Source organism: Psychrobacter alimentarius (genome assembly GCF_001606025.1).
In the GTDB taxonomy this organism is placed as follows: domain Bacteria; phylum Pseudomonadota; class Gammaproteobacteria; order Pseudomonadales; family Moraxellaceae; genus Psychrobacter; species Psychrobacter alimentarius.
This window is the reverse complement of the sequence record NZ_CP014945.1, coordinates 2090355-2116839: the sequence shown is the minus strand read 5'-3', so window position 1 is coordinate 2116839 and position 26485 is coordinate 2090355. Positions and strand designations below refer to the sequence as shown.

The following is a 26485-nucleotide window of genomic DNA, read 5'->3' as shown; positions in this document are numbered from 1 at the left end:
TAAGGGAGAGAAAGAAAAGCGGTGCTACGGTGAGGGTTACGATAACGACCTATCTAGATGCTGGGTTTGAGTATAACAAATCTATCGCTGATATGGGCAGTCGTCATGTACAAAATCGCGAACTCATAGATGCCTTTTTATATGACAATTTATAGGATAATAGTAACCTGCTGGTTTTCTGTTAAAATAGCGTCAACTACCAAAAGCTTCCCATAAAAATAGGGATTTTGGGGCAACAAACAGTAGCCATAAATGGCAGAATGTTTGTACCACAACGCTTTAGTTACTGTACTGTTTAATAGCCATGCTATTCAATAGTAATGCTCTCAACACACGCTCTTAACGCATGAATGAATGCAGGATAATCCGATTATGTCCTTATGCACAAACGTTGTTTCAAACAGATTGACGCATCTTACCGTTAGCTTGGCTGTGAGCAGCATGTTATTTTTGACGGCTTGTAATGATAGTAATATACAAACCGAGACACAGGTGGCTGAGGCAGTCGATTTGTCTATCTTTGAAGGCTGCTATACGGTAAGTAATGATGAGCCTGCCCAAATAAAAGTAAGTCAACAAGATGGTGCTTGGGTGATGCAAATGAAAGAGCCTGCCAGTGCCAAGCGCGTTTGGGACAACCCTGAGCCATTAGAGATGATTGAAAACAGTGATGTCTCAAAGTTCTTTTCTATTGATCCTAATAATGTCGATGCCGTGATTGGCCGTCCTGATAGGGTGCTGGTACTGGCTCATGTCAAATCTGCGTACGCCAATATCGACCCACTGCTAGATAGTGAGTACTTGTCTTATATCTATCGCGGTGCCAATACGATCTATCGTGTGGAATGTGATGACGTCAATACTGATATTTTGGCCAATCCTCATGCCGATATTATTGTCGATAATGTGAATGAAAGTGTGTAAATAAGTGGTATTTAACTGCTATTCAACTGCTATTGAATATTAATCATCGTTTGTTATAAACCGTCATCAGAGTCAGGCAATATGAATTTTTTTAGTTATGTGGTGTTGGGTGGATTTTCTTATGCAGCAGGTTGGGTTATAAGAACGTATGTTTTGGACAAAAAACCCCAACCCGAGCAGCCTTACAATCTAAAACATCCGACGATTTTGGCGTACTTGGGTATATTCTTTATTGCTATGCTGATTGTCTCATGGCTTATTGGTCGTTATGCGTTGGGACATGCCACCATCGATCTGCCTTTTATTATTGTGAATAGTCTCGTTGCCACCTTTGTCTGCTCATTCGGTCTCAATCCCGAAAAAGCCAATTATGATGTGCCTGATTAATATTCATAGACAATTAATAACGCACAATCAATTGGATATAGTAAATAACCAATAAAAAGCCACGACCGATACCGAATTATCGATCTTGGCTTTTTTGCTATATAAACATCATGAAGTTTATATAAAAAGACGCTTTTTATATCACCATTCATTTGCATTATTGGCAGCCTTTTTTATGTTGGATCTTACAATCCAAGCAACATTATCGTCACAGTAGCGAAAAAGTAAATACGGGCAAGGGTTGGGCAACCATACTCGCGAGCAGGCACGTTATAATCCTGTCTTTTATAGCTGATGAAAATAACAACTAAGACAAAAGTAAAAAGGAAGCCGCAAGATATGGTCTCAAAGACACCGTGGACACAGGATGCTACCACTACCAAAAGCCAAAAATCCGCTTCAGTGACGAATGCCAAAACTGGACTGAATCGCAGGCAGTTTTTGCGTCAAGTAGTGATAAGTGCAGGCACAGGATTGTTAGCCGCTCAAAGCATCTCTCAAGTACTGGCTGCCAATACCATGGATAAAAATAGCAGCACGTCACTGACCAAAGATGATCTGCCATTGGTGCAAGATGGTGCGTCGTCGCAGACGTCCCTAACCATAAGCTGTATTACGCCCACTATCGAAACGCAGCTTTTTGCCAGCTCTAATGTGGGCGGCAGTGATGAGCGCAATCAATTGGCGCTGGATCGCGTGGCGTGTGCAGGGTTTAAAGTAAGCAATCCTACGATCACCAGCCGGCAATATTTGCGCTTTGCAGGTACTGACTCACAACGTGCCAGTGATCTTCAAAATATCGCGACTGGTGCAATAGCGGCCCCTAAATTGCTACTGGGCGTACGCGGTGGCTATGGTGCGATGCGCTTATTACCGATGATTGACTGGTCGATGCTTGGTCGTATCATGAAAGAGTGTGGCACGATACTCGCAGGATTTAGTGATGTGACCGCCATTCAATGTGCGCTACTGGCAAAAGGCGACATGAGCTCGCTTGCGGCCCCAATGCTTTATAGTGAGTTTGGCAAAATCAACCCCGATCAAGTGACTTGCCAACAGTTTGCCAATGCCTTGAGCAATCCTAATTTAACGATTAGTATTGAAGATGCGTCTTTAACCAGCCAGCAGTTACCCAGCATTCTGACAACGGGCGTGCCAAAAGCGGTGCGCGGTACTATTTGGGGCGGTAACCTGAGTGTGGTCTCTGCGCTGGCAGGCAGTGAGTATTTACCACGGATTGAGGGTGGGATTGTGTTTTTGGAAGATGTAGGCGAGCAAGCTTATCGCATTGAGCGCATGTTATATGACTTGTACTTAGCGGGCATATTTAAGGGTCAGCAAGCGATTGTATTTGGCGCATTGTCTGGTTCGGGTGAGGACAGCTACGATAAGCGTTACGATGTTGCCACTGTGGTTCGTCAGTTGCACAAGTTGACAGGGCTGCCCGTTTATAGCGGTATGCGATTCGGTCATATTGGAAAAAAACACAGTTTTCCGCTAGGCGCGACGTGTCAAATCAGTCCCAATACCAGCGGCGGCTATCAATTGGCGTTCACCGAGTATCCCACGATTAAAGCCGATGCGATTCATGTCGAAGGGCTGTGGCAGAATGTTTAAGAGCTCAACAATACTGTAGTCGATTCTCAATAAAACAGAGACACTACATGTCAACGCTGAACTGAAATAAATGTTTCTTGCTTGCTGTGCCTTTACAGACAGAGGTTAAGAAAAATTTATTCCAGTCCCGCTAACTCATTTTTATACTAAATCGTTAAATCGCTAACCGTGAAAACTTGTCTTGGTATTCTTTGGGCGTCAACTCGGTAGTGCGTTTGAACAAGCGTGTGAATGACGAGATGTCCTCATAACCCACTTGATCCGCCAGAGATTTTATCGTCACATCGCCCGATTCTAATAGGCGTTTTGCTTGCTCAATTCTAACCGCTTGAATGTACTCAATGGGGCGCATGGCCACACAAGATTGAAAGCGTCGATTTAAGGTGCGTGGGGTGATATTGACCATACCAGCCAACTGACTCACTTGAATGGGTTTATTAAAATTTTCTTCTATAAATTCTTGTACCTGCTTGACTAGCGGGTCGGCATGCGGTTTGTGCAACGTCACATTTGTATAGCTGTTTTGGTTGCCGCGCTTACTATCGATAATCTGAGTTCTCGCCACCTGCGTAGAAATCTCACGTCCGCAATAGCGCTCTATGAGTAATAAGCCCAAATCATAAAAAGCACTGCCGCCTGCGGCACAAAAGATATTGTCTGATTGGGTCACGAACTGATTTTCCTGTAAATCCACGAGCGGGAAGTCTGCCTTAAACTTACTCGCATAACCCCAATGCGTGGTGGCGATCTTATGATCTAGCAAACCTGCCTTTGCCAAAAAAAACGCGCCACTACAGTTACTGGCGATATCTGCGTTGGTGTCAGCGAGTCTGATGAGATGGGGCAACAACTCACGGTTTTGTGTTAACACCTTATCGATCGAATCACCAATGGTCGGCACCAGCAATAAGTCGCATTCCATCACGTCTTGGATATCACAATGTGCCCGCATCATTAAGCGATTGCTACAGCGGATATCGCCGCCGCCCAAACTCGCTATCTGTACCTTAAATCTAGGCGCTACGTCCTCACCTAAAAATCGCTGCCAGCTGACCCCAGTGAACGAAAACAAGTCCAAGGCACCAGCGAGCACGCTACCCAGCACGCCATCGAAGCCAAGAATAATCACTGTAAACGGTTTGAAGTTGGACATGGGTTTTCGTTTTCCTTTATTTATTGCCAATACTATAGTTAAGTTCATATAAAAAAATACAGCGAGACGGGGATAAATTTTTTGTCGCCTCTGTCTGCGAAGGCACAGTAAGCAAGAAAAATTTGTACCAGTCTCGCGTCATAATGTCTGGTATCCATTTTATTCAGTATCGATAACATGTCTTATTTGACCATAATTATGTCATAAATGACAATGCGGTAACGTGTGAAATTGGCTTAGTATCTATGGATACCTCATTTTCTTTTGTCAACAAGCACAGTAGCGAGACTATTATGGCAGCAGATACCCTTATCAACGACTTTGAATTACCGTTTCAATTGTATGATGTACTGGGTGCTGAAACGCTGACCCAGCATCCCAAATTTGCAGAGCATAGCCGTGAGACGTTTGACGCGGTATTAAATACTGCAAACAAAATGGCAACCGATTTGTTTTTACCGCACAACCATATCGCAGATAAAAACGAGCCGCAGTTCGAGGGCAAAAAAGTCAGCATGATAAACGATGTGAAAGTCGCATTTGATGCGTATCGTGAGTCAGGTTTTATCGCGGGTCGCTATAATTTTGAAGATGGCGGTATGCAGTTGCCTGAGACGGTGATGACGGCAGTGGCAGGCTATTTTATGGCGGCCAATCCTTCAACCACGGCTTATCCTTTTTTGACCACAGCTGCGATTAATGTGATCTCACATTTTGCGAGCGATGAGATCAAAGCTGCTTTTATGCCGCGAATGCTGGCGGGTGAATTTACCGGAACGATGGCATTGACAGAGCCGCATGCTGGCTCGTCGCTTGCAGATATCAAAACCACTGCCGTCAAACAAGCCGACGGTTCGTACCGAGTCAAAGGCAGTAAGATTTATATCTCGGGCGGCGATCATGAGCTGTCTGACAATATCGTCCATTTGGTATTGGCCAAAATCCCTGGTGGCCCTGGCGGTGTCAAAGGGATTTCTTTATTTGCGGTACCAAAGTACCGATTAAACGATGATTTATCCATTGGTGAGCGTAATGATGTTCATCTAACGGGACTCATTCATAAACTGGGTTATAGAGGCGCGACGTCGACAGCATTGAGCTTCGGTGATGAAGGCGCGTGCCATGGTTACCTCATCGGTGATGAGCATTTTGGCCTGCGTTATATGTTTAAGATGATGAATGAGGCGCGTATTGCCGTGGGTTTTGGTGCGGCAATGATTGGTTATCGCGGTTATCAGTATTCGCTAGATTATGCCAAAGACAGAACGCAGGGTCGCATCGCACCAAACAACAAACCTGAGGATGATGCGACGGCGATTATCCAGCACGGTGATGTCAAACGGATGCTACTGGCACAAAAAGCCTATTCTGAAGGTGGCATTTCATTGTGCTTATACGGCTCAAACCTGATCGACCGTATCAATACTTGCGAAGATGCCACAGTAAAAAATGAGCTGTCAGAATTATTGGATTTATTGACGCCAGTATTAAAAGCCTGGCCGTCTGAATATGGGCCTAAAGCCAATGATTTGGGTATTCAAGTATTGGGCGGGGCAGGCTATACCCGCGAGTATCACGCCGAGCAGTTTTGGCGGGACAATCGTCTTAATCCCATTCATGAAGGCACAAATGGCGTGCAAGCATTAGATTTGTCATTTCGCAAGTTATGGCAAAAAGGCGGTCTTGGTATTCAAATCCTAAAACGTGAAATCACACAGGATTTGGAAAGTATCACCACGCCAGAGACGGCGAAGCTGGCAGGTAAATTGACACCTTACATGGGTGAGTTGCATGAAGTTTTGATGCATTTGAGTAAAGTCTTACAAACCGAAAAAGCGGTCACCTTAACAGGCAATGCGCAGGCGCTTATGAATATTTTTGCCTCGATAGTCGTGGCATGGATTTGGATTCGCCAAGCCAGTAAAGCAGAACAGCTGCTGGGCAATACAGACGATACTGAGCAACGAGATTTCTATCAAGGCAAGATACAAGCAGCAAAATATTTTATCGATTGGGAATTACCATTAATCAAACGCGATATCGCAATTTTAACCAATGACAATGCTGTTTGCACAGACATGCAAGCTGCGTGGTTTTAAGAGTCTCTCTAAGGATAAGAGTCATGACAAGCATGAATAAGCAATGGCGGCTAAAAACAAGACCCGTGGGTGAACCGAATGCTGACACATGGGAGTATACCGAGACCGAGGTGCCGACCATTGAAGATGGACAGTTACTGATAAAAATCGACTACATCTCTATAGATCCTGCAATGCGTGGGTGGTTGAACGATGCAAAGTCTTACATCGCGCCTGTGAAGGTTGGCGATGTCATGCGTGCAGGCACTGTTGGCGAAGTGATTGACAGTAAGCACGCAGATTTTGCCATTGGTGACTATGTCTCAGGTCACAATGGCGTGCAGTCGTATGCTGTGAGTGACGGTACAGGACTATACAAAGTCGATCCAAATCTTGCACCGCTGTCTTATTATTTGGGCGTTTTGGGTATGCCGGGGATGACAGGGTATTTTGGTTTATTAAAAACAGGTCAACCAAAAGCAGGCGAGACTGTCGTGGTATCAGGCGCTGCGGGTGCTGTCGGTAGCTTGGTCGGTCAAATCGCCAAAATCAAAGGCTGCCGAGTGGTCGGTATCGCAGGCGGTCGTGAGAAATGTCAGTTCTTAGTCGATGAACTTGGCTTTGACGCCGCCATCGATTATAAAAACGAGGACGTAAAAAAAGCCCTCAAACAAACTTGTCCAGATGGGGTCGATGTGTACTTTGACAATGTGGGCGGTGATATCTTAAATGATGTGCTGACTCAGATTAATCTGCGTGCGCGTATCGTCATTTGCGGTGCAATCAGCCAATATAATAATACTGAAGCGGTCAAAGGCCCATCAAACTATCTGTCACTACTGGTCAATCGGGCGCGCATGGAAGGGATTGTGGTATTTGATAATGTTAAAGAATATCCAATTGCTATGAAAGAGATTGCAGGCTGGATTCAATCGGGCGACATCAAAGTCAAAGATCATATCGTTAACGGTATCGATACTTTCCCTGAGACGCTCATGATGCTGTTTAAAGGGGAAAATTTCGGTAAATTGGTTCTCAAGGTAGAGGAATAAATCATGACATTAAGTACAAATGGAATTGCATCAGACGTGACAGGTAAACGCATTTTAATCACAGGCGGTGCATCAGGCATCGGTGCTGCCAGTGCGCTGCTGCTGGCAAGTCGCGGTGCAAAAGTTGTGATTGGCGATTTGGCAGAAGCACTTGGGGTAGCGGTCGCCAAGCAAGGCCAAGAGGCAGGCAATAGTATTGTTTTTCAAAAGGTGGATGTAATGAGCGGCGATGAGGTGCGTGCGCTGTTTGCTTTTGCCATGCAAGAACTTGGTGGCCTTGATGTCGTGATAAATAATGCGGGTATCGACCATCAGCCTGCGCCCATGCATGAGCTGAGCGATGAAGACTTTGATCGCAATATTGCCGTCAATTTAAAAGGGGTGTGGCACTGTATGCGCGCTGCTGTCACTTGTATGGCATCCAATGGCGGTGGGCATGTGATCAATGTGGCCTCCATCGCAGGCTTGCGCTCCGCGCCCATGCTATCGGCTTATAGTGCTGCCAAACATGGCGTGATGGGGCTGACCAAGTCCGCTGCCCACGAATACGCGCGCGTTAATATTCGCTTTAATGCGGTATGTCCAAGTTTTATCGATACGCCAATGGTACGCAACACCATGGCAAACATGACTGAGCGCGCGCAAGAAGCCACCATCAAAGCCAGTCCGCTACGTCGTCTGGGTGAGGTTGATGAAGTGTCAGGCGCGATTGCATGGCTTGCCAGCGATGAGAGCACATTTATGAATGGTCATGCCTTTACACTCGATGGTGGGATGGTGGCCTAGCTGGCCTAATGTACCTTATTAAAACAATTGATATTAAATTTGGCGGTGCTGCGAACTTTTTTCCATCACTGCTAATTTAAAAAAGCATAAGGAGTTCTCATGAAAGATTTATTTGATTTAACAGGCAAGATTGCGTTGGTGACGGGCGCGAGTCGCGGTATTGGTGAGTCTATCGCGCGTCTGCTTGCATCGAGAGGGGCGCATGTGGTTGTGTCTAGCCGTAAGATCGATGCTTGCCAAGCGGTTGCCGATAGTATCATTGCTGAGGGTCATAAGGCCAGTGCGTTTGCTTGCCATGTGGGGGATATGGCGCAGATTGAGACGATTTTTGAGCATATCAAAAGTGAGTTTGGTCAGCTTGATATCTTGGTCAATAATGCGGCTGCCAATCCTTATTATGGTCATATCTTGGACACGGATTTGGCCGCTTTTGATAAGACCGTAGAAGTCAATATTCGCGGTTATTTCTTTATGTCGACGGCCGCTGGCAAGATGATGCGTGAACAGGGTGGCGGTGTGATTTTGAACACGGCATCAGTCAACGGTTTGGTCGCAGGGGACAAGCAAGGGATTTATTCAATTACCAAAGCCGCTGTCATTAGTATGACCAAAGCCTTTGCTAAAGAGTGCGGACCTCTAAATATTCGAGTTAACGCTTTATTGCCAGGTTTGACCGATACTAAGTTTGCCTCCGCCCTTACGACCAATGATAAAGTCTTGAAGATGGCGCTGCACGCTATACCATTAGGGCGTGTGGCTGATCCAGATGAAATGGCTGGCACAGTATTGTATTTGGTGTCTGACGCGTCAAGTTATACCACTGGCGCAACCGTGGTCGTCGATGGTGGAATGTTGGCTTAATTAGCAAGCTGTGAAAAATGGTTTACAGAATAAAAGTCATTATCAGATTCGAATACGAAACCGCATGAGATTAAATGTCGTGCGGTTTTTTTTGACTCACTTTGTGATGTACCTGCCTAAAGTAAGGTATCCTCAGACAAAACATAATCACTCAAAAGAAAGTATTGATATATCGTCAATCCAGCATTGAATAAATATATTTATAGGAAATCAAATATGAGTTTTGTCAGTGGCGATAATAGTAAAGTAGAAATTTTTGCTCAAAACAACACATGGCTTTTTGTGCCAGCGACTCGGATTGACCGAATAGAAAAGGCGTTTGCTAGTGGCGCGGCCGCAGTAATCGTGGACTTAGAAGATGCCGTCGCTCAGGAGGGCAAAGCTCAAGCGCGAGAAGCGTTAAAAAATTACTATGACGATCAAAACGAGAAGCACACTTATCAGCCGATTTGGTTGCGTATCAATCGGGCAGGGACTGAGGCGTTTTTTGAAGACTTGGCATTGTGCCAGCAAATGCCCAAGCTGGCGGGCGTCTTATTGGCAAAAGCAGAGCAAGCTGGCGACATCGAGCATGTTTATCAATTCACAGGATTGCCTGTCATTGCACTGATAGAGAGCGCCACTGGCTTATATCAAATCGACAGCATGGCAAAAGCCACTGGTCTTGCTGCCTTCAGTTACGGGTTTTTAGACCTGTGTAATGATTTGCGCGTGCAAGTGGGCACGCCTTCAGCCGACCTTATTGCTAATCAGATTCGTTATCAGTTTATTGTAGTATCAAAGGTACACAAGCTAGCACCGCCGATTGACACCATTTATCCTGATTTTAATGATGAAGTAGGGTTACGCACTCGCGTACAGTTATGGTCACAAATGGGCATGTCAGGAATGCTGTGTATCCATCCCAAGCAAGTGGCTACCGTGCAGCAAGCCTTGCAGCCGACAGACAAAGCGCTTGAGTTTGCCAAGCGTGTGATCGAGGAGTACGAGCGAAGTGGTCAGGCGGTATTTAAAATAGAAGGCGAGATGGTCGATGCACCAGTTATTGAGCGCTCCCGTCAGCTGTTGGCTCAGTAGCAGGTAAGTAGATAATACGTTATCATGAGCCCCATAGCACTATTATCAAGCCCATCGACCCTATAAAAGAACTCTATGATTTTTATCAGTAATACCATTAGCCTAAATGATAATGACGTGGACATTAGTGCCATGCGCTCGCAAGGGGCGGGCGGGCAAAATGTCAATAAAGTTTCCTCTGCGATTCATCTGCGCTTTGATATCCTTGGCTCAAGTTTGACCGATACTCAAAAACAGCGTTTGCTGGACAGTAAGGATAGCCGAATCACCAAAGAAGGGGTGCTGATTATCAAGGCCCAGCAGTTTCGTACGCAAGAAAGAAACAAGATTGATGCGTTTGAGCGATTGCAGAGCTTTATCATAAAAGCCACTCATGTGAATAAAACCCGCAAACCCACCAAACCGAGCAGAAATTCCAAGCGCAAGCGCGTGGATCAAAAGACCCAACGCGGCAAGACCAAAGCCTTGCGCGGTAAAGTGGATTATTGACGATGGCGCCTTTTACGTCTTAACCAAGTCTTTTACTCAGCTCAGGGAAGCGCTTGATCATAAATAACATCAATAGTAGGGCGATGCTAGCAATCGCCGCCCCAACGTAGCCCACGCTTGATATAGAGATATGCGTCACTGCATAACCGCCGAATAACGCGCCCGCACCAATACCCAAATTGATAATACCTGAGAACATTGACATCAGCATGTCTTGCGCATTCACATCCACCATGATGACTTTGGCTTGCATGGTGATGATAAGCAACATCAGCGCGGCTCCCCAAAGTAACGCAATCAGGCTAAGCGCCCATACCGAGGTGACGGCCAGCAATAGCACAAGCATCGAGCCGAGCATCAGTATCGTCGACATTAGCATCAACTGAGTATTTAAGCGATCTCCCCAGCGACTGAATATCCAACTGCCTAAAATACCAGCGGCACCGAACAGTAACAGGACGAAAGTGGCTAAATTCTCACTAATGGAGCCGACTTGACGCATAAACGGCTCAATGTATGAGTAAGCGGTGTAGTGTGCCGTAAAGACGAGTAAGATAAGCAAATACAAGCAGACCAATAATGGGTTTTTGAGCAATTCTGGGATTTTTCTAAAAGACCCTTCAAACATACTTGGCAGAGTTGGCAAAAGCCTCGCTTGGAGAATAAAAACGATGAGCGCAATTACGCCAATACCACCAAAGGTCGCGCGCCAGCCAAACCATTGACCAATCACTCGTCCTAAAGGTACACCCAGTACCATGGCCAATGACGTACCGGTTGCCAGTACACTAAGCGCCATCGCTTTTTTGCCTTCTGGTGCCACACGTATAGCGATCGCCGCCGTGATTGACCAAAATATCGCATGAGATAGCGCGATACCAACGCGACTGATCAGCAAGACATTAAAACTCCACGCAAAAACAGAGAGGATGTGGCTGACAATGAAGACAGCGAATAAGCCCAAAAGCAAACGCTTGCGCTCAAATCGACTGGTCAGCAGCATAAGTGGCAATGACATCGCTGCGACAATCCAAGCATAGAGTGTCAACATCCAGCCTGTTTCTGCCGTGGTGATTGAGAAATCTTGCGCAATGTCACTTAACAATGCGACAGGAACGAATTCTGTGGTATTCATGATAAATGCGCTAACGCCCATCAAAAATACTTGAAAATACTGAGTGCGGCGAGCATCTGAGCTCGCCTCAAGGGTGTGTTTCATAAGATCCAATACAAAGAAGGGGCTAATACAGCAAAATGAGCCAAAAAGCGGTATAAAAAATACTAAGGAATATAAGAGTGGAGGGGAAGATACCAAGTCAAAAGCATAAGTTAAAGTAGTTTTTTGCTATTTCGGTTGGATTTCTTTTGTCTTAAGTGGCCAATTGTATGAATTTTAAAAACAGCCCTTGTATCAGTATTTATTTTCTATTAGCTGATATGCTATCATCAATGCATTATCCATCGTGGGTTTAACAGTTTTGTATTGCCAATCATTATTGTCATCTAATGAAAACGTACAAACCTTGCAACTTCCAGCACGATGTAAAACAATTCTGGTAAAGCGCATGAGCCTGTACTCCGACACCTCATTTGTGCCAATTTATTTGCCTATTTGGGCTTATTTCATACTTTTTCGTCGGAGTTACAGGAGCCAAAGGTGTTTAATACTATGAATTACACTGTCAATCAATCCCCATATACCCGTCGTTATCAGCCACGTCATCTTCTTGCACACTATGCCATCGCTCAAATAGATACGCTTAAATTGCGCTCGCAAGATATTATCAAAGCCATGCATTATCCGTTAAAGCATACGATACCGGCATGTGATCGACTGCGTCATGTACTGTCTAGCAAATACCTTGGACTTGATGGTAGCTATAGTGACAAGTATTTTACAGCTGATGAATTCCTAGCAACGCTATTTTCGGTGCTTGAAATCCCTTACGAGCCATTTGCAGAAGACATTGCTCAGATTAAATACGATTTGATACATTCTGACAATCCTGTGTCCAAGTATAGTTTACGAGCGCAGGTTGAGTTCGAATTTAATGATGCCAATTGGATGGCGCGTGGTAATGCTGCACGTTTGGCTCACATACGTCTTCCAGATGGATTTGCCGAATTAGAAGAGGCAGAGCGTCATGTGATTGTAAAAGAAAGTATCTGTGAGCACTATCAGCGTTATGAAGGTAATTTGCCTTTCGAGGGAATCATCAAAGGCTATGAGCTGATGACTGAGCAGAATAATAAAGTGGTCGATAGTTTAGAATATGGATTGCCAAAATCGAGTAGTGTGTAGGTTTTTGACTATATAAAAGATAACTGTATTTGCCTATTTGACAGAAAGCTCATGATATAAGTCAAAAAATAGTATTTGATTATTAGTGAGCCCTCTTATTTTTTTAAATATCTGGGCAGATTATGAATATAGCGTTGTTTGATTTTGACGGTACGATTACAGAGTGTGACACTTTTACACCTTTTATAAAAGCAGCGATTCCCAGATCTAGAATGCTTATAGGGCGATTACTACTCATGCCTTCTATTCTAGCTTATCGTACTGGTATTTTATCAGCTTCTTCAATCCGTCAGCAAATCGTCTATATTGGCTTAAAAGGGTTTTCTAAAACGTGTTTGGAAACGTTGGGGAAAAACCATGCGAACGAGTTTTTATCTAGTGTTATTAGAGCGAATGCATTAGAGAGAATTCAATGGCATCTTGATTCAGGAGACAGAGTTATTGTTGTGTCTGCCTCACTTGATGTATACCTGAGACCTTGGTGTGACAATATAGGTATTGAGCTTATTTGTAGTCAACTTGATAATAAAGGTGACATACTCACTGGTAAGTATCATGAAGGGGATTGTACAGGAGCTGAAAAGGTTAGACGAGTCGAATCATTAGTAGATCTTAAAGCATATAAAAAAATATTCGCTTATGGAGATACAAAAGAAGATGAGGCACTACTCAAAATAGCTGATGAAAAATACTTTCAGTGGGAAAAAATTTAATACGATCAGTATTAATATTATGGATGTGTTTTATTTTTTAGCGAGATGATCACAGTCTAACCGCTGATTGATATAAAGATTAAAAATTGATCAAAGCTTATAAATACATTAGTCATAACTACAGACATGTTAAGTCAAAAAAAGCCTCATTTTATTATGAGGCTTTTTTTTATCTATTTTGGGACGAGATACATAAACTATATATTTGATGGACCATCACTGTAAAAGCCATCGTGAATCAAAAAATCTGTAATCTATCTGATCACACAGGCTTAGAAATGGCTCGCCACAGCATATTGAATAAGGCATCGAATTCAGCATTGATAGGGGTGTCAGTCTGACGAATGATATGCATCAACCCAAGGCGACTGATAAAGCCCATAAACACATCAAAAAGTATATATAGCGGTACGGTATCGTTGAGTACGCCGCGATTTTGTCCGTCTTCCAACACGTCTAAAAATGCACCAATCAGTTCTTTATTTTCATAAATGGCAATATTACGAATGTGTGATGCTGATACAGAAGACAATACCATGACTGCATCAGGATGTGAATCTACAAAATCAAAACATACCCATAGCGTCTTACGCAGACGATCTTGCACACTATCAATGCCTTGCAAATGATCCATGATGCGTATGGCCAATCTACCCAGCACAATATCCATGATGGTATAAAAAAGCGTTTGTTTATCACCAAAGTACTTATAAAGCGTTTGCAAAGAAACATTCGCAGACTTGGCGATTTGCGCCATAGTGACTTCATTAGAATCAACGCCAGCGAACACTTTACGTACCGCTTTTTCGATTTTATCTAACGTCGCTGGTCGCATATCCGATAAAAGTGCTAACACTCGAGTATCAACGAGTTGAGACGTTTGAGTAGTCTTAGTCATATTTTATGAGGCCTTTGCTGTCGTGCTCTGTGAATGGTTTTTATTTTAATCATACCGTCCATCCAACCTAAAAATGATACATAAAATGAATCAAATCTGAGTGATTGCACCGAAAAATAGATTAAGGTAATTAATATTACCATTGATTTTTAAACGATTGCGAAAGTGCTTTTATTATCCTAGTATAAGTTTTGAATTCATTAATAATAAAGGTTTTTATAGGCGTCTTACACGGTAATTTATATTACCATAATTAAAATTAATTAGTGGGTATCCTCTTTTTAATGAATAAGTCACTCAACATCGTCAAGGAAAGACATCATGAGTATCGAAAAATTTGTGCCAAACTGGATGACCGAAGAGCATCAAATGGTTTATGACAGTGCGTTAAAAATGTTTAAAAGCTGGGAGCCAAAGGATGAGGAATGGCGCAAAAACGGCATGATTGACCGTGCAGCGTGGGAAGAGGCGGGTGCAATGGGGTTCTTGTGCGCTTCAATACCAGAGGAGTACGGCGGCGGCGGTGGTGATTTTGGTCATGAAGCAGCACTGCTGTACGCACAGGCCGAAGCCAATCAATCGGGTTTTGGTGGTATGGTGCATTCAGGTATTGTGGCCCCGTATATATTGGCGCACGGTACTGACGAGCAAAAAAAAGCATGGCTACCCAAGATGGCAACTGGAGAATACGTTGCCGCGATTGCCATGACTGAGCCTGGCACTGGCTCAGATTTACAGAATATCAAAACCTATGCCGTAAAGGATGGGGAAGATTATATTATCAATGGCTCAAAAACCTTTATCACAAATGGTCAGCATGCCAATCTTATCTTGCTGGCGTGCAAAACAGACCGCGAAAAAGGCGCGCAAGGTGTTTCATTAATTGTGGTAGAGACCGATCAAGTAACTGGTTTTGAGCGTGGCCGTAATCTTGACAAAATCGGTCTGACCTCTCAAGACACCTCAGAGTTATTTTTTAGCAATGTACGTGTGCCGCAAAAGAGTCTGTTGGGCACAGTCGAGGGCATGGGTTTTATTCAGATAATGCAAGAGCTGCCACGCGAGCGCTTAATCATTGCTTTGTCTGGCGTTGGTGCGATGAAACTGGCAATAAATTTGACGTTAGAGTACGTGAAAGGTCGTGAAGCCTTTGGCAAACCGATTTGGGCGTTTCAAAACACGCGCTTTAAGATGGCAGAATGCTATGCAGATTATCTGGCTGCCAGCAGTATGTGTGACGCTGCTGTCGATGCCATGTTAGAAGGCAAGTTAACCGCCCCACATGCGTCATTGATTAAATACTGGGTAACACAAAAGCAGTGTGAGGTCATCGATGAGTGTGTCCAGCTGTTTGGCGGTTATGGCTATATGACAGAATATCCAATCGCGCGCTTATATGCAGATGCTCGTGTACAAAAAATTTATGGCGGCACCAATGAGATTATGAAAGAGTTGGCATCACGCTTTATGTAAAAACTGGATCTGAGCACATATAAAGCGATTGTGGTTGGTGCACAATACAGTAATGATACATGATTGATTTACCAAAATAAAAAGGGACTTTTATGACTGAGACTGCTTACATTTATGAGGCTATTCGCACCCCGCGCGGCAAAGGAAAAAAGGATGGGGCGCTCTTTCAAGCATCGCCAATTTGGCTGGTACGTACTTTGCTAAAAGAGATGCAGCAGCGGCATAATTTAGATACCAGCTTGATAGATGATGTGGTGCTGGGCTGCGTGACACCAGTCGGCGAGCAAGGCTCTGATATTGCTCGTATCGCGGTCATTGATGCTGGCTGGGCGCAAAGTGTGGCAGGCATGACATTATCTCGGTTTTGCGCCTCTGGTCTTGAGTCTATCAATCTGGCTGCTGCCAAAGTCATGTCGGGCATGGAGGATATGGTGGTGGCAGGCGGTGTTGAGTCCATGAGCCGTGTCCCGATGGGTTCTGATGGCGGTGCTTGGTACATGGATCCACGAGTCAATGAAGCGACTCATTTTGTCCCGCAAGGAGTTGGTGCAGATACCATCGCAACGCTCAAAGGCTTTAGTCGTACTGACGTTGATGCATTTGCCACTGAGTCACATCGCCGTGCTGCTCATGCTTGGAGTGAGGGCTATTATGACAAATCGGTCGTTCCAGTTACTGATATCAATGGCATGATGCTGCTTGCTAAAGATGAAACCGTCCGTCCTAATACCAATGTCGAGACCTTAGCTGGGCTAAAACCTTCTTTTATTGTGCCCGGCAAAATGGGCTTTGATAGTGTGATATTAGACAGATACACCACAATTGAAGCCGTGAACCATGTACATCACGCTGGCAACTCTTCTGGTATCGTTGATGGGGCTGCAATCTGCTTAGTCGGCAGCGCAGCAGCTGGTCAAAAAGCTGGTCTTAAACCACGTGCCAAAATCACAATGGCCTCAGTCACTGGCTCAGAGCCAGCTATTATGCTGACAGGCCCCACGCCCGCGTGTCAAAAAGCGCTCAAAAAAGCAGGTATGCAGGCTTCAGATATCGACCTCTGGGAGATTAATGAGGCGTTTGCAGCCGTACCGCTCAATACCGCCGATGATTTCGATCTTTCACTTGATAGGGTTAACGTCAATGGGGGTGCGATTGCTATGGGTCATCCGCTTGGCGCAACGGGAGCGATGCTCATGACCACTGTCCTTGATGAGTTAGAACGTCGTGATTTAAAAACCGCGATGATTACGCTGTGTGTGGGTGGCGGTATGGGGATTGCCACTATCATCGAGCGGGTTTAACTTCTTTCTCAAATAGACTAAAACGCACTATACAAAGAATCATTTAAGGGATAAAAATGATGACAAATAATCAGACAACAGATAGCGTAACAGTAATTAACAAATTAGAAAACTTCTCTGCCCAGCGTGATAATGATGGTATCGTTACCGTCACGATTGACCAAACCACGCGAAAAATGAATGTTATCGGCAATGGCTTTACAGAGTCTTTTGCCATGATGACAGATAGCATTATCTATGATGACGCTGTAAAGGGACTTATTCTTACCTCTGCTAAAGACACCTTTGTGGTTGGTGCGGACATTGACCAACTGGCTCATATCGAAACGGCCGAGCAAGCATTTGCGCTGGTCGAAGCGCTTAAGGGCAGCCTGCGCAAGCTTGAAACATCAAGCAAACCTGTGGTTGCCGCCATGACAGGAACCGCATTAGGTGGGGGTCTAGAGTTGGCATTGGCGTGCCATTATCGGATTGCAATCGACTCACCCAATACCAAGTTGGGCTTGCCTGAGGTCAAATTGGGCTTACTACCTGGTGGCGGTGGTACTCAGCGTTTACCACGTCTAATAGGTATTCAATCGGCACTTGAGCTAATGACTCAAGGTAAAGCGCTGCGTCCAACGGCGGCAAAAGATTTGGGTTTGATTGATGCCACAGCGACTGATTATGTAGATATGATGAGGCAAGCTAAAACATGGATTAATGCCAACCCTAATGCACAGCAACCATGGGATAAAAAAGGCTTCAAAATACCTGGTGGCGATAGCAAGCATCCAAGCGTAGTACCAATCTTTTCGGTGGCGCCTGCCATGGCCAATCAAAAATCCCATGGCAACTATCCCGCGGTTATTCATATTATGTCTTGTGTGTTTGAAGGCTGCCTAGTCGATATCGACACAGGACTTGAAATTGAGTCGCGTTATTTTGCCGCTTGTGTGCTGTCTACTGAATCGAAAAACATGATCAATACACTCTGGACCCAGCTCAATAGCATCAAAAAAGGTCAGTCTCGTCCTCAGGGTATCGCACGTGCAAAAACCAAAAAGGTGGGTATTTTGGGAGCAGGCATGATGGGCGCAGGTATTGCTTATGTCACTGCTAAGGCTGGCATCGATGTTGTCCTGTTAGATACTGAGATAACAGCTGCTGAAAAAGGCAAAGCATATTCTTCTAATGTTTTAGATAAAGCCATTAGCCGACAGCGCGCTACCGAAGAGAAAAAACAAGCACTCTTAAAACGTATCAAACCAACCGTTTCTTACGATGATTTGGCAGATTGTGATCTTATTATCGAAGCAGTATTTGAAAATCGTGATATCAAAGCCAAATGCACCCAGCAAAGTGAAGCTGTGATTTCAAACACGGCCGTCTATGCGTCTAATACCTCCACATTGCCTATTACGGGATTGGCAAAAGCCAGTACGCGACCAAACCAGTTTATCGGTCTGCATTTTTTTTCGCCAGTTGACAAGATGCCGCTCGTTGAAGTCATCATGGGTGAACAAACTGACGATGTGACTTTGGCAAAAGCATTTGATTATGTGGGTCAAATCGGCAAAACGCCCATTGTAGTCAATGACCGTCGTGGGTTCTACACCTCGCGCGTCTTTGGTACCTATGTCACTGAGGGTATCGCCATGTTGAGTGAGGGCGTACATCCACGCAGTATTGAGGTTGCTGGTATGAAAACAGGGATGCCCATGCCGCCCTTAGCATTACAAGATGAGGTGTCATTGAGTCTTGCGTTACACGTCAGTGAGCAGCAGCAACGAGACATGGAGGCAGAAGGCAAACCGAGCACGGTACGTCCGTCGTATGGCATACTCAAAACACTGGTACAAACCTATAAGAGAGAAGGTAAGAAAAACGGCAAGGGCTTCTATGAGTACTTGGACAATGGTGACAAACAATTATGGCCCGAACTGATAACCCTGTATCCACCCCAGTCTGAGCAGCCATCTCAGCAAGATTTGATTGATCGTTTGCTGTTCATTCAAGCCAATGAGTCCGCCAAATGTTATGAAGAAAACGTCGTTCGCTCTGTCGCTGATACCAATGTAGGTTCTATCTTTGGTTGGGGGTTTGCACCTCAGCACGGTGGTACGCTCCAGTTTATTAATGCCATGGGTTTGGACACATTTATTGCCCGCAGTCGTGAGCTTGCCACTATATACGGTGAGCGTTTTGAGCCTGCGCAAATTTTGTTAGAAATGAGCGACAAAGGTGAGGTGTTCTCTGATGACTGATTTGATCAATGAGACTATCGTAGATGCGATGACTGATTGCCTACAAGGATTGCGAGTGGTGGATCTGACGCGCAATTTGCCCGGACCGTTTGCCACGCGTCTATTGGCGGATTTGGGTGCAGATATTATCAAGATTGAACCCAAAAGTGGTGACCCTGCTAGGGCTTTTGGCAAAATGTTTGAGGCTTTAAATCATGGTAAAACCATTAAACAATATGACTTTCGTGATGCTAAAGACATTGATTCGATCAAAGCACACCTAAAACAAGCAGATGTCATGTTGGATAGTTTTCGACCTGAGGTGCTAAAAGGTATGGGACTCGATGCTTCAACGCTTCACTCGATTAATCCTAAATTGGTGATCGTATCGATTACAGGGTACGGCGTCACAAATGGGACAGCAACTACTAAAGGCAGTATCAATCATGACTGGGCACATAATGCCGGTCATGATATTAACTTTATGGCCATGAGCGGTGTCCTTGACCAGTTAAAGACGGCGCAAGGCGCGCAGGCGATGCCGAATGTTCAGTTCGCTGACTTGGCGGGTGGCAGCGATACCGCTGTTATTGCCATACTTGCTGCTGTATTTTCTGCGCAACGGACAAACAAAGGTCGTCATATTGCCATCAGTATGACTCACAGCTTATACCAGCATTTGGTCATGACAAAAGCTACTGGTGCATTTATCCAAAGCATTTCAGGTAAGTGGCCCATGCCGCAACACGATTTTGTAGGCGGTGCATTACCTTGCTATCGTTTATATCAAACGGCCGATCATCGCTACATGGCTGTGGGGTCGCTGGAGCTAAAGTTTTGGCAAGGGCTGTGCGAGGTGCTGGAATTAACCGAGCTCAAAAACAGCCACTGGCAACTTGGTGTTATGCCAAATACTGACAAGAGCCAGTCAGCCATCAATATAATGGCAGAAACATTTGCCAGCCAAACGTTTACCTATTGGCAACACGTGTTTGCAAATACTGATGTGTGCGTCACTCCTGTCCTCAACTTAAGCGAAGCCAAAAAACATCCATTATTTTCCCATCAAGATGAGTATGAAGCGACCTTGGGATGGCAACAAATTCAATAGTGTCAATGACTATTGAACTTAGCGCCTAGGTTTGTCATCAGTTTTGCTTTTGTTATTAGCTTTGTGCTTATTATTGGTTTTGCCCACTCTCATTGAGATTCATGGTGGCAATCAAATCTGTGAATTTATGCCCTTGCACTGAGACGTGGGCTTTTAATATGGTTTCAGCCAACTCTTCATCATGATTGATGATGGCATCTAGGATACCTTGATGCTCTTTAAAAGAGTGTCGCATCCGATTGCTCACTCGCAGTTGCAGCCGTCTATAGGGGTGGAGTCGATTGTGCAAATTAATCGCTTGCTCTATCAAAAATCCGTTATGACTGAGCTGATAGAGAAAAAAATGAAACTTACGATTGGCTTCGTAGTAATCTTCTGGATTGTCTTCTAACAAGTACTCTTCGCAAAGATTGTGCAAAGCCAGAAGCTCTGCTTTTTCTGATTCACTGATTCTTCTCGCGGCCAATCTGCCGCACATGCCCTCAAGCTGCGCCATGACCTCAAACATCTCACAAAGTGTCACTACATCTAAAGTAGGGACAATTGCCCCTCTGCGCGGACGGATTTCTACCAGTCCTTCAGAAGACAATAGCTTTAACGCCTCGCGAATCGGGGTTCTCGACACCCCATATCTTTCACACAATTCCGCTTCATTCAGTTTTGTGCCAGGCGGAAAATGTCCATAAATAATATCATCTTCTATCTTTTTGCTAACTTGCAAAAATAGAGGCAGCTCATCGATTAAACTCATAAAAACCCTTTTTGTATACAAAATATATAGATAATAAATACAATTTCGTTGCGCTTTCCCATAAATTGTTTTAGATTATAGCAAGTCAGCGGAAATAAGCAGTCTTTTGAACGGACAAGTTTTACCAAGATTTGTGACGTTACAGGAATAAAAGACCGTTTTTACCTCTGCTTGCCACTCGCTCTTATCTAATGCGACCTCTATCTCAAACGGACTGTTGATAGAGACTCTGTAACTATAATCAAGGATGATTATTATGATCATATATGGCACTGCTTTATTAGCAGTTAGTTATCTTCTCGGCGTTTTTCTTGGTGGACTATTAGGAAAATTATTAGGCGTTGATGCCAATATTGGTGGTGTTGCTATCGCAATGATTCTACTCATTGTTGGTAAAGAGATGCTTGCCAAAAGAGGCTACCTTCCTAAGGCGACTCAATTCGGTGTTCTATATTGGGCGGGCATGTATATCCCTATCGTTGTTGCTATGGCGGCTGGCCAAAACGTGGTCGCTGCATTGTCTGGCGGTATGGTAGCGGCAGTTGTCTCTGTTATTGCGCTTATTGCAACTATCTTTGTCGTGCGCTTACTCAATAACATCGGAAATGATTACGATACCTTTACTTGGGATGAAACTGACGAACCTCGTGAACAATTATGAGTGTTTCATCAGTATTATTATCATGTCATAAGAGAACTAAAACCACTAATTTAATAGCGCAATGGAGTAATTAAATGGACTTAATTATAGAGACGCTCACCAAAAATGCCTTTGTCACGGCGCTTGCAATCACAGGTCTTGTGATGCTTTTCTCCCAATTACTATCAAAGTACCTTACTAACAATAAATTGCAAGCCTCTGCTATCGCCATTACGCTTGGGCTAGTTGCCGCCTACTTTGCTGGTTTATATACTGGTGGCGAAAAGGGCATCTCTGATATAGCAATTTTTTCTGGTTTTGCTCTGTTAGGGGGGTCGATGCTTCGTGATCTTGCTATCTCATCAACGGCTTTTGAAGTCGATGTAAAAGAGATAAAAAATGCTGGGAAAATTGGTATTGTTGCCTTGATATTAGGTTGCGTCATACCATTTGTGGTAGGGGCTGGTGTCGCATGGTCGTTGGGGTATAAAGATGCTGTCTCTATGACCACCATTGGTGCAGGCGCGATGACTTATATTGTAGGACCTATTACAGGGACAGCAATTGGAGCAAGCTCTGATGTGATCGCTTTATCTATTGCCATTGGTTTGATCAAGGCCGTATTTTTTATGATTGCAACACCGCTGCTTGCTCGATTTATGTATCTCAAAAGCCCTCGCTCAGCCATGATTTTTGGTGGTTTAGTAGGAACGACTAGTGGCGTGGCAGCCGGATTGGCGGGTACAGATGTACGATTGGTACCATATGGTGCTTTGGTCGCTACTTTTTATACAGGACTAGGGGCTTTATTAGGACCGTCTATATTCTTTTTAACGCTAAATGCCTTTTTTGGATAAATAGCCTTTTGACAACCAAATTTTTAATAGCCCGACTTTTGATAACCAGTTTTTGATAAATAGAAAAAGGGAATCTTATGAACACAACCATAAACGAAACCACATGGGACACACAAAAAACCAAACGGCTGGCAAAGATCAATGTCGCGGCTGACAAGGGACTAAAAAAACTAGTCCCAAATGATAGAGTGGTTGAGCTGCTCGAAACCGTCATTGCTCGTGAAGACAAAGTCTGTATAGAAGGTAACAATCAAAAACAAGCTGACTTTTTGTCCGAATGTCTCTCTCAATGTAATCCTGATGTCCTGAACAACTTGCATATTTTGCAGTCGGTATTGGCATTGCCCAGTCACATCGACATATTTGAAAAAGGGATTGCTAGCAAAGTCGATTTTTCTTTTGCAGGTCCACAAGCCTTACGATTGGCAAAATTGGTTCAAAAACAACAGATTCACATTGGCTCAATTCATACGTATCTTGAATTATACGGCAGATATTTTATTGATTTAACGCCAAACGTCTGCCTAATCACAGCCCATTCAGCAGATGCCGACGGCAATCTGTATACTGGCTCAAACACCGAAGACACACCTGCGATCGTAGAAGCCACCGCCTTTAAAAGTGGAATCGTGATTGCACAGGTCAATGAGTTGGTAGATGACGTGCCACGCGTTGATATTCCTGCAGATTGGGTAGATTTTGTCATTGTAGCGCCTAGACCCAACTATATTGAGCCACTGTTTACGCGTGATCCTGCTCAGATTACTGATGTACAGATCTTAATGGCTATGATGGTGATTAAAGGCATTTATGCACCGTATCAGATTAAGCGTCTCAATCATGGTATTGGTTTTAATACCGCTGCCATTGAGCTGTTGCTGCCCACCTATGCCGAAGAGTTAAACCTAAAAGGTAAGATATGTACGAACTGGGCACTCAATCCGCATCCAACCATGATTCCGGCTATCGAAAGTGGTTTTGTTGAGAGCATTCATAGCTTTGGTTCAGAAGTGGGCATGGATGATTATATTGAAAAGCGTCCTGATATTTTCTTCACAGGTAGTGATGGCAGTATGCGCTCTAACCGAGCCTTTAGCCAAACAGCAGGCTTGTACGCTTGTGATTTATTCATTGGTTCTACCCTACAAATTGACTTGCAAGGCAACAGCTCAACTGCAACGGTCGATCGCATTGCTGGATTTGGTGGTGCGCCAAACATGGGGTCAGACCCGCACGGACGCAGGCATTCGAGTTACGGCTATCTAAAAGCGGGACAAGAAGCGACTGATGGGCGCGTGATTAAAGGTCGTAAGCTTGTGGTACAGCTGGTCGAAACCTTCCGCGAAAATATGAATCCTGTCTTTGTCGAAGAGCTTGATGCGTGGCAATTACAAGAAAAAATGGGCAGTGACTTTCCGCCTATTATGATTTATGGCGATGATGTGACCCACATTGTGACTGAAGAAGGCATCGCCAACTTATTGCTGTGCCGCACGCCAGAGGAACGGGAGCAAGCGATTCGCGGTGTTGCAGGCTATACCGCTATCGGTATGGAGCGCGATCATGAAAAGGTAAAAGAATTGCGCGCGCGTGGCATCATCCAGCGTCCAGAAGATTTTGGTATCGATATCTCAAAAGCAAATAGAGATTTGTTGGCGGCAAAATCGGTCAAGGATTTGGTCAGATGGTCTAACGGCACCTATGCGCCGCCAAGTCGTTTTAGAAACTGGTAATCAGGTTTTAGAAAAGGCGAACAAAACTGCTAAGGATAGAACTATGAACTTAATTAATTATACATTTAAATCAGAACCCTTTGATGTGACCACAAAAGACGTTATTTGCGGTGTGGTAGGCTCAGGCAACCTAGAGATATTGGTCTCAGAGTTAGACGATAGCGAACGAAGTAAATTTATTATCAACACTTCAGTGTCGGGTTTTGATCATATTTGGGAAGCCGTTATTCAAGAATTTGTCAATCGTTATGCGGTTGGCGGCTTACAGTTCGAAATCAACGATATGGGTGCAACTCCTGCGGTCGTAAGTCTGCGCCTGAGCCAAGCGATTAATATTTTAGAGGGGGAGGCACATGAATAATTCAAACAATAAAGACTCACGCCAAGCGCATGCACACATTCAAAAAAGTTTTTATGAAAAGACCGCTCGTAATCGCATTGCCAGTATCGTTGATAAAGACAGTTTTGTAGAAATCCTCAAACCCGGCAGCGTGCCGACCAGTCCCAACCTTGCCTCATTAGACATTACGGGCAGTTTTGATGATGGTGTGATTATTGGTAAAGCCAAAATCAAAGACGATGCTGTTTATATCATCGCGCAGGAAGGCCGATTTATGGGCGGCGCAGTAGGTGAGATGCATGGCGCAAAAATCGTGGGTATGCTACTCAAAGCACTTGAAGAAAAGCCAAAAGCAGTGGTGTTCTTTGTCGACTCAGGCGGTGTGCGTTTGCATGAAGCCAATGCAGGCTTGATTACCATTTCTGAGATCATGCGCGCAATGCTCAAGGTGCGTAATGCGGGTATTCCTATCGTCACCGTCATTGGCGGTACGAATGGCGCATTTGGTGGGATGGGTATTTGCTCTTGTTTGAGCACGCACATTATTATGACCGAAGAAGGACGTTTGGCGTTGTCAGGGCCAGAAGTAATTGAAACCCTAAAAGGTGTGGAAGAGTTTGACTCTAAAGACCGCGCGCTAGTATGGCGAGTGACAGGTGGTAAGACTCGTTATTTGCTTGACCATGTGCAAGTATTGGTCGAAGACGATATTAATGAGATTACTCAAGCAGTTGCAGAGGGCATTCAGTTATCTGTCGCTAATATAGATTTGGCCTATTTGCAGCAACAGCAGGATGGTTTGCAGCAACAGTATGATCAATGGTTTGGCGAAAAAGACAGTATCGCTATTTGGGAAGCCATGAACATAAACGATCCTGAATCTATTTCTATGCTGAGCGCCAAGCAAGTTAGAGCAATCAAACAAGGATAATATCATGCAAACACAAACTATTTTAGCCGAATTATTTCCCAATGAGCTTGAGTATCAAATTGATAATTGGGTCATACGCGGCAGTGCCGAGACCAAAGCAGGTAAGGTCGAGATTATCGGTACGGTCGATTCGGCAGCCATTAATCAGGCTATTGCCATCAGACTTGCCAATGAAGTCTTGGACGTCATTGCTCAAGGCAAAAAAACACCGATTGTTTTTATTGTTGATACTCAAGGGCAGGATTCTTCTCGCGCCGATGAGTTGCTGTGTCTAAATAGAACGTTTGCGCATCTAGCGGCTTGTGTCGATTTACTTAGACGTAGTGAGCATCCCAATTTAGCGATTATTTTGGGAGAAGCAGTGAGTGGCGGCTTTTTATCTTATGGTCTGATGGCCAACCAAATCTTTGCACTTCAATCTAGCCAAGTCAAAGTCATGGATCTCAATGCCATGTCAAGAGTCACCAAGATACCGCTAGACAAGCTTCAGTCTTTATCCAAAACTTCGGCAATCTTTGCACCGGGCGTAGAAAACTTCTACAAAATGGGTGCAGTAGATGAGATATGGGTCAATCTTGATGAGCATTTGGTAGAAAATGCCATTGAATCACAACAGGCGCATATTCAGGACTTTTTGACGGATAATCGCCGTCAGGTCGCTAAAGAAAGAGATGGTCGTCTGCTGTGTAATGAGATTGTAGACGCAGTATTAAGTGCATAGATTCATATTCTCATGTCACTTATATTTATGCCAGTTAGATTTTTATCGCTATGATTTTTATAGTG

Annotated in this window: 25 protein-coding genes; 21 read left to right on the top strand and 4 right to left on the bottom strand. The window is 44.3% G+C overall.

All coding sequences use genetic code 11. The features are described 5' to 3' along the window. Positions 1-372: 372 nt before the first annotated feature. The 3 genes from A3K91_RS08605 (at position 373) to A3K91_RS08595 (ending at position 2928) form a co-directional block, all read left to right on the top strand. Positions 373-924, top strand: coding sequence for a hypothetical protein (locus A3K91_RS08605; RefSeq protein ID WP_228139846.1), 552 nt, complete (start codon positions 373-375; stop codon positions 922-924). An 81-nt stretch (positions 925-1005) separates the two neighbouring features. Continuing rightward, entirely contained in the window at positions 1006-1311 is a 306-nt protein-coding gene (locus tag A3K91_RS08600; protein WP_062844889.1) for a hypothetical protein, read from the top strand. Positions 1312-1650: 339 nt separating this feature from the next. Next, entirely contained in the window at positions 1651-2928 is a 1278-nt protein-coding gene (locus tag A3K91_RS08595; protein ID WP_416231975.1) for an LD-carboxypeptidase, read from the top strand. Between the two features lie 154 nt (positions 2929-3082). On the opposite strand, the gene A3K91_RS08590 is transcribed toward A3K91_RS08595, so the two are convergent. Continuing rightward, positions 3083-4081, bottom strand: a complete 999-nt coding sequence (locus A3K91_RS08590) for a GlxA family transcriptional regulator (protein ID WP_062844888.1) — start codon at positions 4079-4081, stop codon at positions 3083-3085. A gap of 293 nt (positions 4082-4374) precedes the next feature. Here A3K91_RS08590 and A3K91_RS08585 point away from each other — a divergent pair, with 293 nt between their 5' ends. From A3K91_RS08585 to arfB, 6 genes are all read left to right on the top strand, one after another. Next, a complete protein-coding gene (locus A3K91_RS08585; RefSeq protein ID WP_062845954.1) occupies positions 4375-6180 on the top strand; it encodes an acyl-CoA dehydrogenase in 1806 nt (601 codons plus the stop codon). A gap of 23 nt (positions 6181-6203) precedes the next feature. Beyond that, complete coding sequence (locus A3K91_RS08580) at positions 6204-7211, top strand: NADP-dependent oxidoreductase (RefSeq protein WP_062844887.1); 1008 nt, start codon at positions 6204-6206, stop codon at positions 7209-7211. A gap of 3 nt (positions 7212-7214) precedes the next feature. Next, a complete protein-coding gene (locus tag A3K91_RS08575) occupies positions 7215-7997 on the top strand; it encodes an SDR family NAD(P)-dependent oxidoreductase (RefSeq protein ID WP_062844886.1) in 783 nt (260 codons plus the stop codon). A 99-nt stretch (positions 7998-8096) separates the two neighbouring features. Beyond that, positions 8097-8858, top strand: coding sequence for an SDR family oxidoreductase (locus A3K91_RS08570; RefSeq protein ID WP_062844885.1), 762 nt, complete (start codon positions 8097-8099; stop codon positions 8856-8858). Between the two features lie 216 nt (positions 8859-9074). Then, positions 9075-9935 (top strand): HpcH/HpaI aldolase/citrate lyase family protein, encoded by an 861-nt coding sequence (locus tag A3K91_RS08565; RefSeq protein WP_062844884.1) that lies wholly within the window; start codon positions 9075-9077, stop codon positions 9933-9935. 75 nt (positions 9936-10010) lie between these two features. Continuing rightward, the gene (arfB, locus tag A3K91_RS08560; protein WP_062844883.1) at positions 10011-10424 is read left to right on the top strand and encodes an alternative ribosome rescue aminoacyl-tRNA hydrolase ArfB; all 414 of its coding nucleotides are present in this window, start codon (positions 10011-10013) and stop codon (positions 10422-10424) included. A 19-nt stretch (positions 10425-10443) separates the two neighbouring features. On the opposite strand, the gene A3K91_RS08555 is transcribed toward arfB, so the two are convergent. Beyond that, positions 10444-11643 (bottom strand): sugar transporter, encoded by a 1200-nt coding sequence (locus tag A3K91_RS08555; protein WP_062844882.1) that lies wholly within the window; start codon positions 11641-11643, stop codon positions 10444-10446. Positions 11644-12093: 450 nt separating this feature from the next. Between A3K91_RS08555 and A3K91_RS08550 the strand changes: the two genes are divergently transcribed. Both A3K91_RS08550 and A3K91_RS08545 read left to right on the top strand, forming a co-directional pair. Then, a complete protein-coding gene (locus A3K91_RS08550) occupies positions 12094-12726 on the top strand; it encodes a hypothetical protein (RefSeq protein ID WP_062844881.1) in 633 nt (210 codons plus the stop codon). A gap of 122 nt (positions 12727-12848) precedes the next feature. Beyond that, positions 12849-13439: an HAD family hydrolase gene (locus A3K91_RS08545; RefSeq protein WP_084387315.1), complete on the top strand. Its 591-nt coding sequence runs from the start codon at positions 12849-12851 to the stop codon at positions 13437-13439. Positions 13440-13701: 262 nt separating this feature from the next. Here the strand turns inward: A3K91_RS08545 and A3K91_RS08540 are convergent, their stop codons facing one another. Then, on the bottom strand, positions 13702-14337 hold the full coding sequence (locus A3K91_RS08540; protein ID WP_062844879.1) for a TetR/AcrR family transcriptional regulator: 636 nt from the start codon (positions 14335-14337) through the stop codon (positions 13702-13704). A gap of 321 nt (positions 14338-14658) precedes the next feature. Here A3K91_RS08540 and A3K91_RS08535 point away from each other — a divergent pair, with 321 nt between their 5' ends. The 4 genes from A3K91_RS08535 to A3K91_RS08520 all read left to right on the top strand — a co-directional run bounded on the left by A3K91_RS08535 (position 14659) and on the right by A3K91_RS08520 (position 20447). Further along, positions 14659-15810 carry an acyl-CoA dehydrogenase family protein gene (locus tag A3K91_RS08535; RefSeq protein WP_062844878.1) on the top strand — a complete coding sequence of 384 codons (1152 nt, stop codon included), beginning with the start codon at positions 14659-14661 and terminating at the stop codon, positions 15808-15810. Positions 15811-15902: 92 nt separating this feature from the next. Further along, positions 15903-17111: an acetyl-CoA C-acetyltransferase gene (locus tag A3K91_RS08530; protein ID WP_062844877.1), complete on the top strand. Its 1209-nt coding sequence runs from the start codon at positions 15903-15905 to the stop codon at positions 17109-17111. A 56-nt stretch (positions 17112-17167) separates the two neighbouring features. Further along, on the top strand, positions 17168-19357 hold the full coding sequence (locus tag A3K91_RS08525) for a 3-hydroxyacyl-CoA dehydrogenase NAD-binding domain-containing protein (protein ID WP_228139845.1): 2190 nt from the start codon (positions 17168-17170) through the stop codon (positions 19355-19357). Then, the gene (locus A3K91_RS08520; RefSeq protein WP_099046700.1) at positions 19350-20447 is read left to right on the top strand and encodes a CaiB/BaiF CoA transferase family protein; all 1098 of its coding nucleotides are present in this window, start codon (positions 19350-19352) and stop codon (positions 20445-20447) included. Before A3K91_RS08525 ends, A3K91_RS08520 begins: the two co-directional genes overlap by 8 nt. A gap of 70 nt (positions 20448-20517) precedes the next feature. Here the strand turns inward: A3K91_RS08520 and A3K91_RS08515 are convergent, their stop codons facing one another. After that, on the bottom strand, positions 20518-21198 hold the full coding sequence (locus A3K91_RS08515; RefSeq protein WP_062844876.1) for a GntR family transcriptional regulator: 681 nt from the start codon (positions 21196-21198) through the stop codon (positions 20518-20520). A gap of 256 nt (positions 21199-21454) precedes the next feature. On the opposite strand from A3K91_RS08515, the gene madL reads away from it, so the two are divergent. The 6 genes from madL (at position 21455) to mdcE (ending at position 26420) form a co-directional block, all read left to right on the top strand. Then, entirely contained in the window at positions 21455-21859 is a 405-nt protein-coding gene (gene madL / locus A3K91_RS08505) for a malonate transporter subunit MadL (RefSeq protein ID WP_062844874.1), read from the top strand. Positions 21860-21933: 74 nt separating this feature from the next. Beyond that, positions 21934-22695 (top strand): malonate transporter subunit MadM, encoded by a 762-nt coding sequence (madM, locus tag A3K91_RS08500; protein ID WP_062844873.1) that lies wholly within the window; start codon positions 21934-21936, stop codon positions 22693-22695. A gap of 77 nt (positions 22696-22772) precedes the next feature. Further along, positions 22773-24428, top strand: coding sequence for a malonate decarboxylase subunit alpha (mdcA, locus tag A3K91_RS08495; RefSeq protein ID WP_062844872.1), 1656 nt, complete (start codon positions 22773-22775; stop codon positions 24426-24428). Between the two features lie 43 nt (positions 24429-24471). Then, the gene (gene mdcC / locus A3K91_RS08490; protein WP_062844871.1) at positions 24472-24789 is read left to right on the top strand and encodes a malonate decarboxylase acyl carrier protein; all 318 of its coding nucleotides are present in this window, start codon (positions 24472-24474) and stop codon (positions 24787-24789) included. After that, positions 24782-25699, top strand: a complete 918-nt coding sequence (locus A3K91_RS08485) for a biotin-independent malonate decarboxylase subunit beta (protein WP_062844870.1) — start codon at positions 24782-24784, stop codon at positions 25697-25699. The genes mdcC and A3K91_RS08485 overlap by 8 nt, the downstream gene beginning before the upstream one ends. Positions 25700-25703: 4 nt before the next feature. Next, positions 25704-26420: a biotin-independent malonate decarboxylase subunit gamma gene (gene mdcE, locus A3K91_RS08480; RefSeq protein WP_062844869.1), complete on the top strand. Its 717-nt coding sequence runs from the start codon at positions 25704-25706 to the stop codon at positions 26418-26420. The last annotated feature ends 65 nt before the right edge of the window (positions 26421-26485 follow it).

Coding starts and splice junctions, on each gene's coding strand:
- A3K91_RS08605 (WP_228139846.1), top strand. CDS start 373: ATGTCCTTATGCACAAACGTTGTTTCAAACAGATTGACGCATCTTACC.
- A3K91_RS08600 (WP_062844889.1), top strand. CDS start 1,006: ATGAATTTTTTTAGTTATGTGGTGTTGGGTGGATTTTCTTATGCAGCA.
- A3K91_RS08595 (WP_416231975.1), top strand. CDS start 1,651: ATGGTCTCAAAGACACCGTGGACACAGGATGCTACCACTACCAAAAGC.
- A3K91_RS08590 (WP_062844888.1), bottom strand. CDS start 4,081: ATGTCCAACTTCAAACCGTTTACAGTGATTATTCTTGGCTTCGATGGC.
- A3K91_RS08585 (WP_062845954.1), top strand. CDS start 4,375: ATGGCAGCAGATACCCTTATCAACGACTTTGAATTACCGTTTCAATTG.
- A3K91_RS08580 (WP_062844887.1), top strand. CDS start 6,204: ATGACAAGCATGAATAAGCAATGGCGGCTAAAAACAAGACCCGTGGGT.
- A3K91_RS08575 (WP_062844886.1), top strand. CDS start 7,215: ATGACATTAAGTACAAATGGAATTGCATCAGACGTGACAGGTAAACGC.
- A3K91_RS08570 (WP_062844885.1), top strand. CDS start 8,097: ATGAAAGATTTATTTGATTTAACAGGCAAGATTGCGTTGGTGACGGGC.
- A3K91_RS08565 (WP_062844884.1), top strand. CDS start 9,075: ATGAGTTTTGTCAGTGGCGATAATAGTAAAGTAGAAATTTTTGCTCAA.
- arfB (WP_062844883.1), top strand. CDS start 10,011: ATGATTTTTATCAGTAATACCATTAGCCTAAATGATAATGACGTGGAC.
- A3K91_RS08555 (WP_062844882.1), bottom strand. CDS start 11,643: ATGAAACACACCCTTGAGGCGAGCTCAGATGCTCGCCGCACTCAGTAT.
- A3K91_RS08550 (WP_062844881.1), top strand. CDS start 12,094: ATGAATTACACTGTCAATCAATCCCCATATACCCGTCGTTATCAGCCA.
- A3K91_RS08545 (WP_084387315.1), top strand. CDS start 12,849: ATGAATATAGCGTTGTTTGATTTTGACGGTACGATTACAGAGTGTGAC.
- A3K91_RS08540 (WP_062844879.1), bottom strand. CDS start 14,337: ATGACTAAGACTACTCAAACGTCTCAACTCGTTGATACTCGAGTGTTA.
- A3K91_RS08535 (WP_062844878.1), top strand. CDS start 14,659: ATGAGTATCGAAAAATTTGTGCCAAACTGGATGACCGAAGAGCATCAA.
- A3K91_RS08530 (WP_062844877.1), top strand. CDS start 15,903: ATGACTGAGACTGCTTACATTTATGAGGCTATTCGCACCCCGCGCGGC.
- A3K91_RS08525 (WP_228139845.1), top strand. CDS start 17,168: ATGATGACAAATAATCAGACAACAGATAGCGTAACAGTAATTAACAAA.
- A3K91_RS08520 (WP_099046700.1), top strand. CDS start 19,350: ATGACTGATTTGATCAATGAGACTATCGTAGATGCGATGACTGATTGC.
- A3K91_RS08515 (WP_062844876.1), bottom strand. CDS start 21,198: ATGAGTTTAATCGATGAGCTGCCTCTATTTTTGCAAGTTAGCAAAAAG.
- madL (WP_062844874.1), top strand. CDS start 21,455: ATGATCATATATGGCACTGCTTTATTAGCAGTTAGTTATCTTCTCGGC.
- madM (WP_062844873.1), top strand. CDS start 21,934: ATGGACTTAATTATAGAGACGCTCACCAAAAATGCCTTTGTCACGGCG.
- mdcA (WP_062844872.1), top strand. CDS start 22,773: ATGAACACAACCATAAACGAAACCACATGGGACACACAAAAAACCAAA.
- mdcC (WP_062844871.1), top strand. CDS start 24,472: ATGAACTTAATTAATTATACATTTAAATCAGAACCCTTTGATGTGACC.
- A3K91_RS08485 (WP_062844870.1), top strand. CDS start 24,782: ATGAATAATTCAAACAATAAAGACTCACGCCAAGCGCATGCACACATT.
- mdcE (WP_062844869.1), top strand. CDS start 25,704: ATGCAAACACAAACTATTTTAGCCGAATTATTTCCCAATGAGCTTGAG.